General features: G+C 63.0%; 17 protein-coding genes. 10 read left to right on the plus strand and 7 right to left on the minus strand.

The window, feature by feature from the left end:
• Positions 1 to 40: 40 nt before the first annotated feature.
• Both C7H85_RS17720 and rmuC read left to right on the plus strand, forming a co-directional pair.
• Positions 41 to 277, plus strand: coding sequence for a hypothetical protein (locus C7H85_RS17720; RefSeq protein WP_106731038.1), 237 nt, complete (start codon positions 41 to 43; stop codon positions 275 to 277).
• On the plus strand, positions 274 to 1,629 hold the full coding sequence (gene rmuC, locus C7H85_RS17725) for a DNA recombination protein RmuC (RefSeq protein WP_425445083.1): 1,356 nt from the start codon (positions 274 to 276) through the stop codon (positions 1,627 to 1,629). Before C7H85_RS17720 ends, rmuC begins: the two co-directional genes overlap by 4 nt.
• Here rmuC and trkA read toward each other — a convergent pair.
• The 4 genes from trkA to def are packed head-to-tail and all read right to left on the minus strand — an operon-like array spanning position 1,626 to position 5,793.
• The gene (trkA, locus tag C7H85_RS17730; protein ID WP_106731039.1) at positions 1,626 to 3,002 is read right to left on the minus strand and encodes a Trk system potassium transporter TrkA; all 1,377 of its coding nucleotides are present in this window, start codon (positions 3,000 to 3,002) and stop codon (positions 1,626 to 1,628) included. The genes rmuC and trkA overlap by 4 nt on opposite strands.
• Complete coding sequence (rsmB, locus tag C7H85_RS17735; protein ID WP_106731040.1) at positions 2,999 to 4,294, minus strand: 16S rRNA (cytosine(967)-C(5))-methyltransferase RsmB; 1,296 nt, start codon at positions 4,292 to 4,294, stop codon at positions 2,999 to 3,001. The genes trkA and rsmB overlap by 4 nt, the downstream gene beginning before the upstream one ends.
• Positions 4,295 to 4,319: 25 nt before the next feature.
• Positions 4,320 to 5,264, minus strand: coding sequence for a methionyl-tRNA formyltransferase (gene fmt, locus C7H85_RS17740; RefSeq protein ID WP_106731041.1), 945 nt, complete (start codon positions 5,262 to 5,264; stop codon positions 4,320 to 4,322).
• A 13-nt stretch (positions 5,265 to 5,277) separates the two neighbouring features.
• A complete protein-coding gene (gene def, locus C7H85_RS17745; protein ID WP_106731042.1) occupies positions 5,278 to 5,793 on the minus strand; it encodes a peptide deformylase in 516 nt (171 codons plus the stop codon).
• A gap of 117 nt (positions 5,794 to 5,910) precedes the next feature.
• Here def and C7H85_RS17750 point away from each other — a divergent pair, with 117 nt between their 5' ends.
• The 6 genes from C7H85_RS17750 to hemF are packed head-to-tail and all read left to right on the plus strand — an operon-like array spanning position 5,911 to position 10,668.
• A complete protein-coding gene (locus C7H85_RS17750; RefSeq protein ID WP_158260118.1) occupies positions 5,911 to 6,990 on the plus strand; it encodes a LysM peptidoglycan-binding domain-containing protein in 1,080 nt (359 codons plus the stop codon).
• On the plus strand, positions 6,968 to 8,068 hold the full coding sequence (gene dprA / locus C7H85_RS17755; RefSeq protein WP_106731044.1) for a DNA-processing protein DprA: 1,101 nt from the start codon (positions 6,968 to 6,970) through the stop codon (positions 8,066 to 8,068). The genes C7H85_RS17750 and dprA overlap by 23 nt, the downstream gene beginning before the upstream one ends.
• A 2-nt stretch (positions 8,069 to 8,070) precedes the next feature.
• Positions 8,071 to 8,544, plus strand: coding sequence for a DUF494 family protein (locus tag C7H85_RS17760; protein ID WP_106731045.1), 474 nt, complete (start codon positions 8,071 to 8,073; stop codon positions 8,542 to 8,544).
• A 47-nt stretch (positions 8,545 to 8,591) separates the two neighbouring features.
• Positions 8,592 to 9,140, plus strand: coding sequence for a DNA topoisomerase family protein (locus C7H85_RS17765; RefSeq protein WP_106731046.1), 549 nt, complete (start codon positions 8,592 to 8,594; stop codon positions 9,138 to 9,140).
• Positions 9,141 to 9,169: 29 nt separating this feature from the next.
• A complete protein-coding gene (gene tsaC, locus C7H85_RS17770; RefSeq protein WP_106731047.1) occupies positions 9,170 to 9,733 on the plus strand; it encodes an L-threonylcarbamoyladenylate synthase type 1 TsaC in 564 nt (187 codons plus the stop codon).
• Between the two features lie 26 nt (positions 9,734 to 9,759).
• Complete coding sequence (hemF, locus tag C7H85_RS17775; RefSeq protein ID WP_106731048.1) at positions 9,760 to 10,668, plus strand: oxygen-dependent coproporphyrinogen oxidase; 909 nt, start codon at positions 9,760 to 9,762, stop codon at positions 10,666 to 10,668.
• On the opposite strand, the gene hdfR is transcribed toward hemF, so the two are convergent.
• A complete protein-coding gene (gene hdfR, locus C7H85_RS17780; protein ID WP_210433690.1) occupies positions 10,665 to 11,522 on the minus strand; it encodes an HTH-type transcriptional regulator HdfR in 858 nt (285 codons plus the stop codon). The genes hemF and hdfR overlap by 4 nt on opposite strands.
• Positions 11,523 to 11,692: 170 nt before the next feature.
• Here hdfR and aroE point away from each other — a divergent pair, with 170 nt between their 5' ends.
• Together aroE and C7H85_RS17790 are read left to right on the plus strand one after the other, a co-directional pair.
• Complete coding sequence (gene aroE, locus C7H85_RS17785; protein WP_106731050.1) at positions 11,693 to 12,517, plus strand: shikimate dehydrogenase; 825 nt, start codon at positions 11,693 to 11,695, stop codon at positions 12,515 to 12,517.
• Positions 12,514 to 12,774, plus strand: coding sequence for a DUF1488 family protein (locus tag C7H85_RS17790; protein ID WP_106731051.1), 261 nt, complete (start codon positions 12,514 to 12,516; stop codon positions 12,772 to 12,774). The genes aroE and C7H85_RS17790 overlap by 4 nt, the downstream gene beginning before the upstream one ends.
• 27 nt (positions 12,775 to 12,801) lie before the next feature.
• On the opposite strand, the gene C7H85_RS17795 is transcribed toward C7H85_RS17790, so the two are convergent.
• Together C7H85_RS17795 and C7H85_RS19925 are read right to left on the minus strand one after the other, a co-directional pair.
• On the minus strand, positions 12,802 to 13,338 hold the full coding sequence (locus C7H85_RS17795; RefSeq protein ID WP_106731052.1) for a gamma carbonic anhydrase family protein: 537 nt from the start codon (positions 13,336 to 13,338) through the stop codon (positions 12,802 to 12,804).
• A partial coding sequence (locus C7H85_RS19925) for a hypothetical protein (protein ID WP_210433691.1) occupies positions 13,316 to 13,541 on the minus strand: 226 nt, incomplete at its 5' end. The genes C7H85_RS17795 and C7H85_RS19925, both read right to left, overlap by 23 nt.

The following is a 13,541-nucleotide window of genomic DNA, read 5'->3' on the forward strand; positions in this document are numbered from 1 at the left end:
GTAAGCTGCAGGCTGATTCTCGGCGTGTGGGACCAAGTCATTGGATAACGGCCTTTTTATCTCTTTTCTCACCCAGTGCTGGCGCTGGTCGGTATTCCTGATGTTTCCGCTGCTGGTGGCGCTGTACAGCCAGTTGCTGGGCCTGCCCCTGGCCGACTTCGACAACGGCGTCAATCAGCACAAGTGGCTGATCACCCTGCTCTATCTGTTGTACGTCCTGCTCTGGCTGCGGTTCAACCGGCGGGTGACGGCGCTGCTGGAGCAGCGGAGGAAATGATGCCGGACCTGTGGCTCGGTTACTGGCCTTACGGGCTGGCGGCGGCGGCCCTGGCCGGTTGGGGGCTGACCCGGCTCGCCCTGGGCACCCGGCTGCAACTGCTGGCCCAGCGTGCCGAACAACTGCAAGCCCGGCTGGACGAGCGTGGCCGTGAGCTGCAGGACAGCCGCCAGCGGCTGGAGCAGCAGCAGCAGCTGGTGCTGAAGATGAACGGCCGGCTCAAGGAGTACGAGACCCTGCTGCGCCAGGAGCGGCAGTGGGCGGCGGAGAAGCAGGCCCAGTTCGAAGCCAGCGAGCAGCGCCTGGCCCAGCAGTTCGAAAACCTGGCCCAGCGCATCTTCGAGCAGAAGACCCACAACTTCCGAGAGCTGAACCAGCACAGCCTGGACGGTCTGCTCGGCCCCCTGCGCGAGCAGTTGGAGGGCTTTCGCCGCAGCATGCAGGAAACCTATGCGGACGAGAGCCGCCAACGGCACAGCCTGAAGTTCGAAATCGAGCGCCTGGCCGAGCTCAACCGGCAGATGAGCGCCGACACCGCCGCCCTGACCCGGGCCCTGAAGGGAGACAGCAAGCAGCAGGGCAACTGGGGCGAGGTGGTGCTGGCCCGGGTGCTGTCCGAGTCGGGGTTGCGCGAGGGGCACGAATACAGCACCCAGCAGAGCCTCACCAACGCCGACGGCAAGCGCTACCAGCCGGATGTGGTGGTGCACCTGCCCCAGGACAAGGACATCATCATCGACGCCAAGGTGTCGCTCACCGCCTATGAGCGCTACTTCAACGGCGAGGACGAGATCGAGCGGGAGCAGGCGCTGCGCGAGCATGTGGCCTCGGTGCGCGGCCATATCCGCGAGCTGGGGCGCAAGGACTACCAGCAGCTGCAGGGGGTGCGCACCCTCGACTATGTGCTGATGTTCGTGGCGGTGGAGCCGGCCTTCCTGGTGGCGGTGGAAGCGGAGCCCGGGCTGGTGAAGTACGCCCTGGACCACAACATCCTGCTGGTCAGTCCCACCAACCTGCTGGTGGCCCTGCGCACCATAGAGAACCTGTGGCGGGTGGAACGGCAGAACCAGAACGCGCGCAAGATCGCCGAATCGGCGGCCAAGATCTACGAAAAGCTGCGCCTGTTCACGGAAGACATGGAGGCGGTGGGCCAGTCGCTGCAGCGCGCCGACGACAGCTACCAGAAGGCGATGAAGAAGCTGACCACCGGCCGGGGCAACCTGATCCGCCAGGCCGAGGCGTTCCGCGAACTCGGGGTGGAAGTGGCCAAGCCCCTGCCCGAGCACCTACGGGAGAGGGCGGCGGGTGAAGAGCCCCTGCACTCGCTGCCGGGCGGGCGCCTGGCGGATTAAAGAAAGAAGGGGCTGGGTTGGAACAGCCGCTCCACTTCCGGGATGAATTTCTTGTCCACCAGGAACAGCACCACGTGGTCGTTCTGCTCGATCACCGTCTTGTCGTGGGCGATCAATACCTCATCGCCGCGCACGATGGCGCCGATGGTGGTGCCCGGTGGCAGCTTGAGCTCGCCCACCTGGCGGCCGACCACCTTGGACGTTGAGCTGTCGCCATGGGCGATGGCCTCGATGGACTCGGCCGCGCCCCGGCGCAGGGAGTAGACGTTGACGATATCCGCTCGGCGCACATGGGTGAGCAGGGCGGATATGGTGGCCTGCTGGGGCGAGATGGCCACGTCTATGGTGCCGCCCTGCACCAGATCCACGTAGGCGCCGCGCTGGATCAGCACCATCACCTTCTTGGCGCCCATCTTCTTGGCGAGCATGGCCGACATGATGTTGGCCTCGTCCTGGTTGGTGACGGCGATGAACACGTCCACCTGATCGATGTGCTCTTCCGCCAGCAACTCCTGGTCGGCGGCGTCGCCGCAGAAGACGATGGTGTGCTCGAGCAGCTCCGACAGCTGCTCCGCTCGCCTGGGGTTGTGCTCGATAAGCTTCACCGAGTAGCGCTTTTCCAGCCGCCGGGCCAGGCCGGCGCCGATGTTGCCACCGCCGACGATCATGATGCGCTTGTAGTCGCTCTCCAGCCGCTGCAACTCGGACATTACCGCCCGGATATGGCCGCTGGCGGCGACGAAGAACACCTCGTCGTCGGCCTCGATGATGGTGGTGCCCTGGGGCCGGATCGGCCTGTTCTGGCGGAAAATAGCCGCCACCCGGGTGTCGATGTTGGGCATGTGGTCGCGCAGGGTGGACAGGGCGTTGCCCACCAGGGGACCGCCGTAGTAGGCCTTGATCGCTACCAGTCCCACCTTGCCCTCGGCGAAGTCCACCACCTGCAGCGCGCCGGGATACTGGATCAGCCGGTAGATGTATTCGGTCACCAGTTGCTCCGGGGCGATCAGGTTGTCCACCGGTACCGCTTCGTTGAGGAACAGCCGGTCCCGCTCCGCCAGGAACTCAGGGGAGCGGATGCGCGCCACCTTGTTGGGGGTATTGAACAGGGAATAGGCCACCTGGCAGGCGATCATGTTGGTTTCGTCACTGTTGGTCACCGCCACCAGCATGTCCGCATCCTGGGCGCCGGCTTCTCGCAACACCCGGGGGTGGGCACCGTGGCCGTTGACCACCCGCAGATCGTACTTGTCCTGCAGCTCGCGCAGCCGCTCGCTGTCGGTGTCCACTATGGTGATGTCGTTGTTCTCGCCCACCAGGTTTTCCGCCAGGGTACCGCCCACCTGCCCCGCGCCCAGGATGATGATCTTCATGCCAGCTTACCCAGTTTGGCGTAGTAGAAACCGTCCCGCTGCTCGGCGCCCGGCAATAGCTGCCAGCCCGGTTGTTCCGGGCTGTCGTGCTGGTGCAGGGGGAGATGCCGGGCATCCGGGGTGCGCTGCAGAAAGGCCAGGATCTGCTCGCGGTTCTCATCTGGCAGTATGGAGCAGGTGGCGTACAGCATCACGCCGCCCGGCTTGAGCTGCTGCCAGAGGGCATCGAGGATCTGCGCCTGCAGCAGGGCCAACTGGGCGATGTCTTCCGGGCGACGCAGCCACTTGATGTCCGGGTGGCGGCGGATCACGCCGGTGGCGGAGCAGGGTGCGTCCAGCAGGATTCGGTCGAATCTCGGCCCTTGCCACCAGTCTTCCGGCCGGGCGGCGTCGCCCTGCAGCACGGTGGCGTCCAGGCCGATGCGTGCCAGGTTCTGCCGGACCCGCTGCAGGCGCTCGGCATCCAGATCCAGCGCCACCAACCGGCCGAGGTCGGGCTGGCGCTCCAGGATATGGGCGGTCTTGCCACCCGGCGCGGCACAGGCATCGAGCACCAGCTCGCCGGGCGCCGCTTCGAGCAGCTGGGCCGCCAGCTGGGCCGCGGCATCCTGCACCGAGCAGTGGCCCAGCTCGAAGCCGGGCAGGGCATTCACATCCACCGCCCTGTGCAGGCGCAGGGCGCTGTCGGCCAGCCCATCGGCGTCGGCGACGATGTCGGCCTGCTGCAACTGGGTCAGGTAGCGTTCCCGGTCATGATGGCGGGCGTTGACCCGGATCCACATGGGCGGATGCTGATTGTTGGCCTCGAGGAGGCTGTCCCACCGCTCCGGGTAGGCTTGCTGCAGCCGCTTCACCAGCCAGTTGGGGTGGGCCAGGCGCAACTGGGGCAGGGCATCGACCTTGGCAGTCAGCTCGTCCTGCCGGCGCTGCACGTTACGCAGCACGCCGTTGACCATACCCCTGAAGGGCTCGGCCTTGAGCCGTTTGCAGGCACTGACGGTCTCGGCCAGGGCGGCATGAGGCGGGATCCGGGTGTAGAGCAGCTGGTAGATGCCCACCAGCAACAGGGCGTGTACCGGCTGGTACTTGCCCTTGAGCGGCTTTTCCAGCAACTGCTTGGCGATGGCGTCGAGCCGGCTGTACCAGCGCAGGCTGCCGAAGCACAGCTCCTGCAGCAGCGCCCTGTCCTTGGCGGCGATCTCCTGCTGATAACGGGGCAGCAGGGTCGAGAGCGACTGGCCCTGATTGATCACCTGATGCAGGATGTTGGCCGCGGCGGCACGGGTTTTCATATGATGTCCACTGAGTTGAGAGTGTTCAAACCAGGCGAGTGCCGGGCTCGAACCAGTCCTTGCGGGCGTTGAGCAGATCCTGGCAGCTCATGGCCTTCTTACCCGGCGGTTGCAGGCTGAGCAGGCGCAACACGCCGTCGCCGGTGGCCACGTCGATGCCGGCCTTGCCGGCCCTGAGCAGGGTGCCGGGCGGTTGTCCGGTGTCTTCAACCAGCACCTCGGCCTGCCAGACCTTGATATTGTGCTCGGCCACCATGAAATAGCTGACCGGCCAGGGGTTGAAGGCGCGCACGCAGCGCGCTATATGGGCGGCGGGCTGGCGCCAGTCGATCCGCGCCTCCTCCTTGCTGAGCTTGTCCGCGTAGCTGGCCTGGCTGTCGTCCTGGGGCTCGGCCTCCGCCGTGCCTGCGGCCAGTTGCGCCAGGGTATGCAGCAGGGCCTCGGGGCCTATCGCCGCCAGCTTCTCGTAGAGGCTGGCGGAGCTGTCGTGCGGGGTGATCGGCTGGCTGGCCTTGTGCAGCATGGCGCCGGTGTCCAGCCCCTTGTCCATCTGCATGATAGTGACGCCGGTCTCGCTGTCGCCGGCCCAGATGGCACGCTGGATGGGCGCCGCGCCGCGCCAGCGCGGCAGCAGGGAGCCGTGCACGTTGATGCAGCCCAGCCGCGGGGTGTCGAGCACCGCCTGGGGCAGGATCAGCCCGTAGGCCACCACCACTATGATGTCGGCACCCAGGGCGGCCAGCTGTTGCCGGGCTGCTTCGTGACGCAGGCTCTGGGGCTGATACACCGGCACGCCGGCCTGCTCGGCGAGTACCTTGACCGGGCTGGGCGTCAGCTTCTTGCCCCGGCCGGCGGGCCGGTCCGGCTGGGTGTAGGCGGCGACGATGTTGTGCTCCGAGTCGAGCAGGGCCTGCAGGTGGCGGGCGGCGAAGTCCGGGGTCCCGGCAAAAATGATATTGAGCTTGCTCAATGGGTATCCTTTATCAGGCCTGACGTTGATCTTGCTTGGCGAGTTTTTCCAGCTTCTGGCGGATGCGCTGGCGCTTGAGCGGCGACAGGTAGTCGACGAACAGCTTGCCCTTGAGGTGATCCATTTCGTGCTGAATGCAGATGGCCAGCAGATCGTCGGCTTCCAGGGTGAACTCCTGGCCGTGCCGGTCCTGTGCCTTTACCTTTACCCGCTCGGCGCGGGGCACCAGGGCGCGGGCGCCGGGCACCGACAGGCAGCCTTCCTCGATGCCGGTGTTGCCGGACTGCTCGAGGATTTCGGGATTGATCAGCACCAGCGGCTGTTCCCGGTTTTCGGACACGTCGATCACGATCAGCCGCTGGTGGATATCGACCTGGGTCGCCGCCAGGCCGATGCCTTCCTCGGCATACATGGTTTCAAACATATCATCTACAATTTGCTGTAACGCCGGCGTGATCTCGGTGACGGGGCTGGCCACGGTGCGCAGCCGCTCGTCGGGATAACGTAATACTTCCAATACTTTTGCCATGGTTTGCATGCTTACCCGAATATCGATACTGGCAGTATTTTAGACATTTAAGACAATAAAAAACAGCAAGAGTTGGCTGAGGACAAGGATGTGATAAAACAGCAACGTACGCTTCTTTTGGGTTTGCTCGCCGGCTGTTGTTTTGGCCTGCAGGCACAAAGCCTTCAACTCAGGGACGATCACCCCGAGACCTATACGGTACGCAAGGGTGACACCCTGTGGGATATTTCCGGGCATTTTTTGCGTTCTCCCTGGCTCTGGCCCCGGTTGTGGCAGGCAAACCCGCAGGTGGCCAACCCGCACCTCATCTACCCCGGGGATGTGCTGACGCTGATTTGGGTGGATGGTCAGCCCAGGCTGGTACGCGAGGGCAGGGCGCAATCCGGGGTGGTCCGGCTTTCCCCCAGGGTGAGGGCGGAAGCGGCGGTCGCCACCATTCCCCTGGCCTCCATCGCCAGTTTTACCGACGGCTATCGTATCCTGGAGCCTTCCCTGCTCCGCAGCGCGCCCTACATTCTGGGCGACCAGCAGGGGCGGGTAGTGATGGTGCAGGGCGACCGCATTTATGTGCGTGGCCAGCTCGAGCCCGGCCGTCTTTACGGGGTATACCGGCCGATGGAGTCGCTGACCGACAAGTTCAGCTATGCCGAACTCGGCCAGAAAGCGGCCTTGGTCGGCAGCGTGACGGCGCTGCAGCGGGAAGGCGGTGACGTGACCCGGGTCCAGGTCAGCAGCCTGAAGCAGGAGATGCGCCAGGGCGACAAGGTGCTGCCCCTGGCCAGTGGGGACGCCATCGCGGCCTTTTACTATCCCAGGCCGGGGCCGACGCTCGATAACGCCTACATCATCGCCATGGGGCGGGAAGGCAGCACCGCCGGTCGCCACGGGGTGGTGTTCATCAACAAGGGGGCGGCACAGGGGGTCAGCGCCGGCGACTTGTATCCGGTGCTCAAACCCGGGCCCGGCATCTACGACTATGACGACAGCGCGCTCAATCAGCTGACGTATTACGAGTCGGCCAGCCGGTATCTGCGCAATACCGGTCCCGCCGAGCGCCTGCCTGCCGCCGAGGTCGCCCGTCTGATGGTATTCCGGGTATACGATGAGGTCAGTGCGGCGCTGGTGCTGGATGGCCAGGATCTGGTCAGAACCCATTACCCCCTGGGCACCTTGCATGACGCCGGGCTCAGGCCTTGAGCAGCATCCGCTGCTGCCCTGGCTGGCCCTGCAGCACACCAGGGGGATAGGGCCGGTCAGGGCGGCCAAGCTGCTGGAGCAACTGGGGCCGAGGTGGTTTCTGTCCCCGCGGCTGCCCGATTGCGGCCTGAGCGAGGCGCAACTGGTGCAACTGCTGACACCTTCCTGGTCGGTGCTGGAGCCCCTGCTCGAGTGGCAGCGCCAAGGCCCCGCCCGCCACATCCTGTCGTGGGATCACCCGGCCTATCCCGAATTGCTGAAGACCTTGTCGGGCGCGCCCTTGCTGCTGTTTGTCGAAGGGGATCCTGATGCGCTGTCGTTACCGCAACTGGCGGTGGTGGGCACCCGGCATCCGTCCTATGTTGGCAAGGAAAACACCCGAAATCTGGTGACGCAGCTGGTGGATGTGGGGGCGGCCATTACCTCGGGGCTGGCGATCGGCGTGGATGGACTCGGCCACCAGGCCGCACTGGAGCGGGGCGGGGTGACCCTGGCGGTGCTGGGATCGGGGCTTGAGCAATGTTATCCCAAGCGGCACCGACGGTTGGCCGGGGACATTGTCGACGGAGGTGGCGCGCTGATCTCCGAGTGCTATCCCTGGGAGGCGCCCCAGGCCCACCATTTTCCCCGGCGCAATCGCATCATCAGCGGGCTGAGCCTGGGCGTGCTGGTGGTGGAGGCGGCGGAGCGCAGCGGTTCGCTGATCACCGCCCGTTTTGCCCTGGAGCAGGGACGGGAGGTGTTCGCCATTCCCGGCGCCTGGCAAAACCCCCAGGCCGGCGGATGCAACCGCTTGATCCAGCAAGGGGCCAAGCTGGTGTGCGAGGTGAATGATATCCTCGAGGAACTGGTGGCCTTTTCCACGGCGGCGCTAAAAATTCATCCGCCTGCAACAGAGGAATTATTGCCTTATCCGGACTTGTTGGATAACGTAGGTTTAGAGACAACGGCAGTGGACTTGATCGCGTCCCGTTGTCAACAGCCGGTGCAGGAGGTGGTTACCCGGTTGGTCGAGCTGGAATTGGCTGGCTGGGTGGAATCCGTACCCGGGGGTTATGTCAGAGCGAGGAGGAGCTGATCATGTTCGATGTACTGATGTACTTGTTCGAAACCTACATCCATGCGGATGTAGACACCATGGTGGATCAGGAAGAACTCGCCGATGAATTGACTCAGGCGGGCTTCCACAAAGAAGAGATCCTCAAGGCCCTGGCCTGGCTGGAACGTCTGGCCGAACTGCAGGAGGCGGAAGAGCCCCCTACCTGGGCGCGCTCCGCTCCCGATTCATTTCGTATCTATACCCCGGAAGAACTCTACAAGATCGACGCCGAAGGTCGTGGTTTCCTGCTGTTTCTCGAACAGGTCAAGGTGCTGAATGCCGACACCCGTGAAATCGTCATCGATCGGGTGATGGAGCTTGATTCGCCGGTGATCGAGCTCGACGATCTCAAATGGGTGGTGCTGATGGTGCTGTTCAATGTCCCCGGCAGCGAATCCGCCTACCACCAGCTGGAGGAACTGATTTTCGAACAACCGGAAGGGGCGGTTCACTGAGGCCGGCCGCGCTGGTAGAATTCAACCACTGAATTCGGAGGCGCGGCATGTCGAAAATCGATCACAGTCTGTTCAATGCCCATGAGCAGGGCCCGAATCGGGAAGAACAAGCCTGTCCCCAGTGCGGCGGCAAGCTGCGGCTGCGCCATGGCAAACATGGCGCCTTTCTCGGTTGTTCATCCTATCCTGTCTGTGATTATCTGCGCCCGCTCAGGGTGATCGAGCACGACGAAGACGTGGAGAAAGTGCTCGAAGGCAGCCAGTGCCCGCTGTGCGGCCATCTGCTGGCCATTAAAAAGGGCCGTTACGGCCTCTTTATCGGTTGCTCCCACTATCCCGACTGCCATCACATCGCCGATGTCAATGACCAGGACGACACGGATCCGCTTTGTCCCTCCTGCGGCAAGGGGCACCTGGTGCCCCGAACGTCCCGCTACGGCAAGCGGTTTTATGCTTGCGATGCCTACCCCGGCTGTCGCTACGTGATCAATGACAGGCCCCGGGCCGAGACCTGTCCCGCCTGCGGCTTCGGTATCCTGGCCGAGCGCAAGGGGCAGTTGTACTGCCCCGGCAAAGGCTGCCATTACCAGCGCTGATCTCTGATGTGGAAGGAACAAGAATCGAAATGAACCTGCAAGCTCTCAATACCGCCACCGAGCACCTCGGTCGTGGCGGCGTCATCGGCTATGCCACCGAAGCGGTGTTTGGCCTGGGTTGCGATCCGGACAATGGCGATGCGGTGCGGCGCCTGCTCGAGATAAAGCAAAGGCCCATCGAGAAGGGCCTGGTCTTGATTGCCGCCGACTTCAGTCAGCTGTTGCCCTACCTGGATCTGGAGGCGTTGCCGGCGGGACGGCTCGATGTCATCCTGGCCAGTTGGCCGGGCCCCTATACCTGGATCATCCCGGCCCGGGCGGATGTACCGGTGTGGCTCCGGGGCCGGTTCAATTCCCTGGCGGTGCGGGTGACGTCGCATCGTCAGGCACACGATCTGTGCCTGGCCTTCGGCAAGCCGCTGGTGTCGACCAGCGCCAACAAAACCGGTGAGGAGCCGGCGCGCTCGGCGCAGGAGCTGGTCGCGCGGCTGGACGGACAGCTGGACTATATTCTGCCCGGCAGCACCGACGGGCTGCTCAACCCTTCGCTGATCCGCGACGGCATCACCGGTGCCACGGTGCGGCCGGCCTGAACATCAAACCCATGTAAGGAGCAGTAATGCACGGTAAACCGGATACCATGGCCGTTAAACAGTTTCTGCTGCAGCTGCAGGACAGAATTTGTGCCGCGCTGGAGCAGGCCGACGGCTCGGGCCGCTTCGAGGAAGACAGCTGGACCCGGGAGGAAGGCGGTGGCGGCCGCAGCCGGGTGCTGCGCAACGGCGCGATGATCGAGCAGGGTGGGGTGAATTTTTCCCATGTACACGGCGAGGCGATGCCGGCTTCCGCCACCGCCCACCGGCCCGAACTGGCCGGCCGCTCCTTCGAGGCCATGGGGGTGTCCCTGGTGATCCATCCCCATAATCCCCATTTGCCTACCAGTCATGCCAATGTGCGCTTCTTCATCGCGGAAAAGGAAGGGGCCGAGCCGGTGTGGTGGTTTGGCGGTGGTTTCGATCTCACGCCCTTTTATCCGGTGGAGGACGATTGCCGGCACTGGCACCGGGTGGCCCGGGAGCTCTGTGCACCGTTCGGGGAGCAGGTGTATCCGGAATACAAGGCCTGGTGCGATCGCTATTTTTACCTCAAGCACCGGGATGAAACCCGGGGCGTCGGCGGACTCTTTTTCGATGATCTCAACCATTGGCCCTTCGAGCAATGTTTTGCCTTCATGCAGGCGGTGGGGCAGGGCTACCTGGATGCTTATCTGCCGCTCATCGAGCGGCGCAAGGATACGCCCTATGGCGAGCAGGAGCGTCAGTTCCAGCTGTATCGGCGGGGGCGTTATGTGGAGTTCAACCTGGTATACGACAGAGGTACCCTGTTCGGCCTGCAGACCGGGGGACGCACTGAGTCCATCCTGATGTCGATGCCGCCGCTGGCGCGGTGGGAGTATAACTGGCAGCCCGAACCGGGCTCGGCGGAAGCCCGGTTGCACCAGTATCTGGTGCCGAGGGACTGGAGCTAGCTGATGGGGGCGGGCTGGGGGCCGAACAGTTCGATGACCTGATCGATCAGCCCCTGGCGCTCACCACCGGGCAGGTAGGCGGCATAGACTTCCCGGTTAATCGAGGGCGTGTCGGCCACGATGAACAGCTGTTCCTGCTCCTGGTAGCTGCGGATCATCGAACTGGGCAGGAAGGTACTGCCGCCATGATGCAGCAGGTATTCCAGGGCAATCCGCACCGAGCCGGTATGCAGCAGCGGCGGAGTACCGGTATTGAACAACTTGGCATGCTGGGTATTGAAGGCGGTACCCCAGTCGATGCGGATATAATCCTGTGCCATCGCCTTGGCCGCATCCAGACCGGGGTAGGTCGACACCAGCTGCAGCTCCATGGTGTGCATGGCGATATGGCGTACGCCTTCGATACGGGCCGGATCGGTCAAAAATGCCAGATCCAGGGTGCGGCCCAACAGAGCTCGGGTCATCTGCTCCGGGGTGCGGATATCGGCACGCAGGGAGAGAGCCGGCAGCTCGCAATAAAGGCGGTGCAGGCCGTCCTGCAGGTAGGCATCCCACAGATTGGCGGTACCGGCCACCGCCAGTTGCTGGGTCTGGCGTTCGCTCAGGGCGACTTCATGCTGGGCCCGGGCCCAGGCCAGCAGCATGGACTCGGCGTGAGGGATCAGGGCTTCACCGGAAGACGTCAGCTGGATATTGTTGCGTAGCCGGGTAAAGAGGGTTACCCCCAGCTGGCTTTCGAGCTGGCGGATCCTGAAGCTGACCGCCGACGGTGTCAGGTAGAGGTGTTCCGCGGCCTTGCCGAAGTGGCGGGTGCGGGACACTTCCAGGAAGGTTTTTAAGAGTTCAGTATCCAAGATTAACCACAAATATTTTGTTCGTTAGCGCAAAATCTATTCGTTTTAGCGGCTAATGCAACAAAAATAAGCACCGAGGGTGGCAATATAGTGCCAGCGGCCTGTTTAATGGGCGTTACGTTCACCTTTATTCAGATGTGGCGTCATCCGCCAAAGCAAGAGAAATATTCATGGACAGATATGCAGTTATCGGCAACCCCATCAGCCACAGCCAGTCTCCTTTCATTCATAGCCAGTTCGCCGGGCAGAGCAGCCAGCCCATGAGCTATGAGCGAATCCTGGCGCCCATGGATGATTTCGCGGGTGTACTGAGGCGCTTTATGCAGGAAGGCGGGAAGGGGTGCAACATCACAGTGCCCTTCAAGACCGATGTGTTGGGGCTGGCAGAGGTGCTGACCGAACGGGCCGAGCTGGCCGGCGCCGTCAATACCCTCCATCTGCAGCCGGATGGCCGCTGGCTGGGCGATAATACCGACGGTGCCGGCCTGATCATGGATCTCAAGCGGCTGGGGATCCCCCTGGCTGGCCGGCGGCTGTTGCTGCTGGGGGCAGGCGGGGCGGCCCGCGGTGCCATGGCACCGCTGTTGGCGGAGTCGCCTGCGGAGCTGGTCGTGGCCAACCGGACGCAAAGCCGGGCCGATGAACTGGCGGCCCGCTTTGCCCGTTTTGGCAAGGTAGGCAGTTGTGCGCTGGACGAACTGGCGGGTGCATTTGATGTCATCATCAACAGCACTTCCGCCAGCCTGCAGGGGGATGCGCTGGCGCTGACAGAAAGTCTTTGCCATCCGCAGACCCGGGTCTACGATATGATGTATGGTCGGGACGAAACGGCATTCCTCCGCTGGGCGAGAGAGCTTGGGCTCGAACATCGCCATGATGGCCTCGGGATGCTGGTGAGCCAGGCGGCGGAGAGTTTTTATCTGTGGCGCGGAGTTCGGCCGGATGTGGTTCCGGTGCTGGCGGCGCTGAGAGCCAAGCTGGAGTTGTCATCATGAATCAGGACATTATCGTAGGCGACGACCTGTGCTGGCAGCCGACAGAACAAACGGTGGCGTTTAGTGCCCACTGGCAGGGAAGGCGGGTGCCCTGCTTCATCTCCCTGCACCGACTCGAGCACATGACGGGGCAACCATTGAGCGATGAGGCCAATATCCTGCTGGCGTTTGAGTCGGTGCGTTTCGACATTGAAGAGCTGGTGGCGGCGCATGTCGAGGAAGAAGAGTTTGCACCGGACGGGAGTGTTTACCTGTAAGTAACCGGGCCCTTGGCCCGGATTAGTTCAGGTCTGCTGCAGGTATTCGTTTTTCAGTCGTACATAATTGTCGGCCGACTCGGGCAGAAAGGCTTTTTCCGCTTCGGTCAGCGGCCTGGCCTGCTTGACCGGTGAACCCACATAAAGGTGGCCGGATTCCAACCGTTTTCCCGGAGGCACCAGGCTGCCGGCTCCGATGATGACATCATCACCCACCACGGCTCCATCGAGAATAATACAACCCATTCCCACCAGCACCCGGTTACCGACGGTACAGGCATGCAGCATGGCCTTGTGCCCGATGGTCACGTCATCGCCGATGATCAGCGGCAAGCCGTCCGGCCTGGCTTTACTCTTGCGGGTGACGTGTAATACGGTACCGTCCTGGATATTGCTGCGGGCGCCGATGCGAATGTAATTTACATCGCCCCGGGCGGCCACCAGCGGCCAGACACTGGCATCATCCCCCAGTTCGATATCCCCGTACAAAACGGCGGAGGGCTCGATAAATACACCTTTACCCAGTTTGGGCGTGATTCCGTTATAGCTGTTCAATGAAGTCATCCTGATTGTTCCCGGTTCGATAGGGATGGTAGGTCATTTTAAGGAATTTGCCGCTGAAAACGAGAGGGGTTGTGCGTAACCCTGTGCCTAAGCTGTGCTTTTGCTTGGGATATAAGCAAATGGGTCCGAAAGAGATGTTTTTCACCAAAAAGCCCTTGCGCAAAAAGCGCGGCTGCCTATAATGCGCATCCACTGACACGGCG

Origin of the sequence: Zobellella endophytica (assembly GCF_003012775.1) — a bacterium.
Lineage (GTDB): Bacteria > Pseudomonadota > Gammaproteobacteria > Enterobacterales > Aeromonadaceae > Oceanimonas > Oceanimonas endophytica.

Coding starts and splice junctions, on each gene's coding strand:
- dprA (WP_106731044.1), top strand. CDS start 6,968: ATGACGCCGGGCTCAGGCCTTGAGCAGCATCCGCTGCTGCCCTGGCTG.
- def (WP_106731042.1), bottom strand. CDS start 5,793: ATGGCAAAAGTATTGGAAGTATTACGTTATCCCGACGAGCGGCTGCGC.
- hemF (WP_106731048.1), top strand. CDS start 9,760: ATGCACGGTAAACCGGATACCATGGCCGTTAAACAGTTTCTGCTGCAG.
- rmuC (WP_425445083.1), top strand. CDS start 274: ATGATGCCGGACCTGTGGCTCGGTTACTGGCCTTACGGGCTGGCGGCG.
- C7H85_RS17760 (WP_106731045.1), top strand. CDS start 8,071: ATGTTCGATGTACTGATGTACTTGTTCGAAACCTACATCCATGCGGAT.
- rsmB (WP_106731040.1), bottom strand. CDS start 4,294: ATGAAAACCCGTGCCGCCGCGGCCAACATCCTGCATCAGGTGATCAAT.
- C7H85_RS17795 (WP_106731052.1), bottom strand. CDS start 13,338: ATGACTTCATTGAACAGCTATAACGGAATCACGCCCAAACTGGGTAAA.
- C7H85_RS17790 (WP_106731051.1), top strand. CDS start 12,514: ATGAATCAGGACATTATCGTAGGCGACGACCTGTGCTGGCAGCCGACA.
- C7H85_RS17765 (WP_106731046.1), top strand. CDS start 8,592: ATGTCGAAAATCGATCACAGTCTGTTCAATGCCCATGAGCAGGGCCCG.
- trkA (WP_106731039.1), bottom strand. CDS start 3,002: ATGAAGATCATCATCCTGGGCGCGGGGCAGGTGGGCGGTACCCTGGCG.
- tsaC (WP_106731047.1), top strand. CDS start 9,170: ATGAACCTGCAAGCTCTCAATACCGCCACCGAGCACCTCGGTCGTGGC.
- aroE (WP_106731050.1), top strand. CDS start 11,693: ATGGACAGATATGCAGTTATCGGCAACCCCATCAGCCACAGCCAGTCT.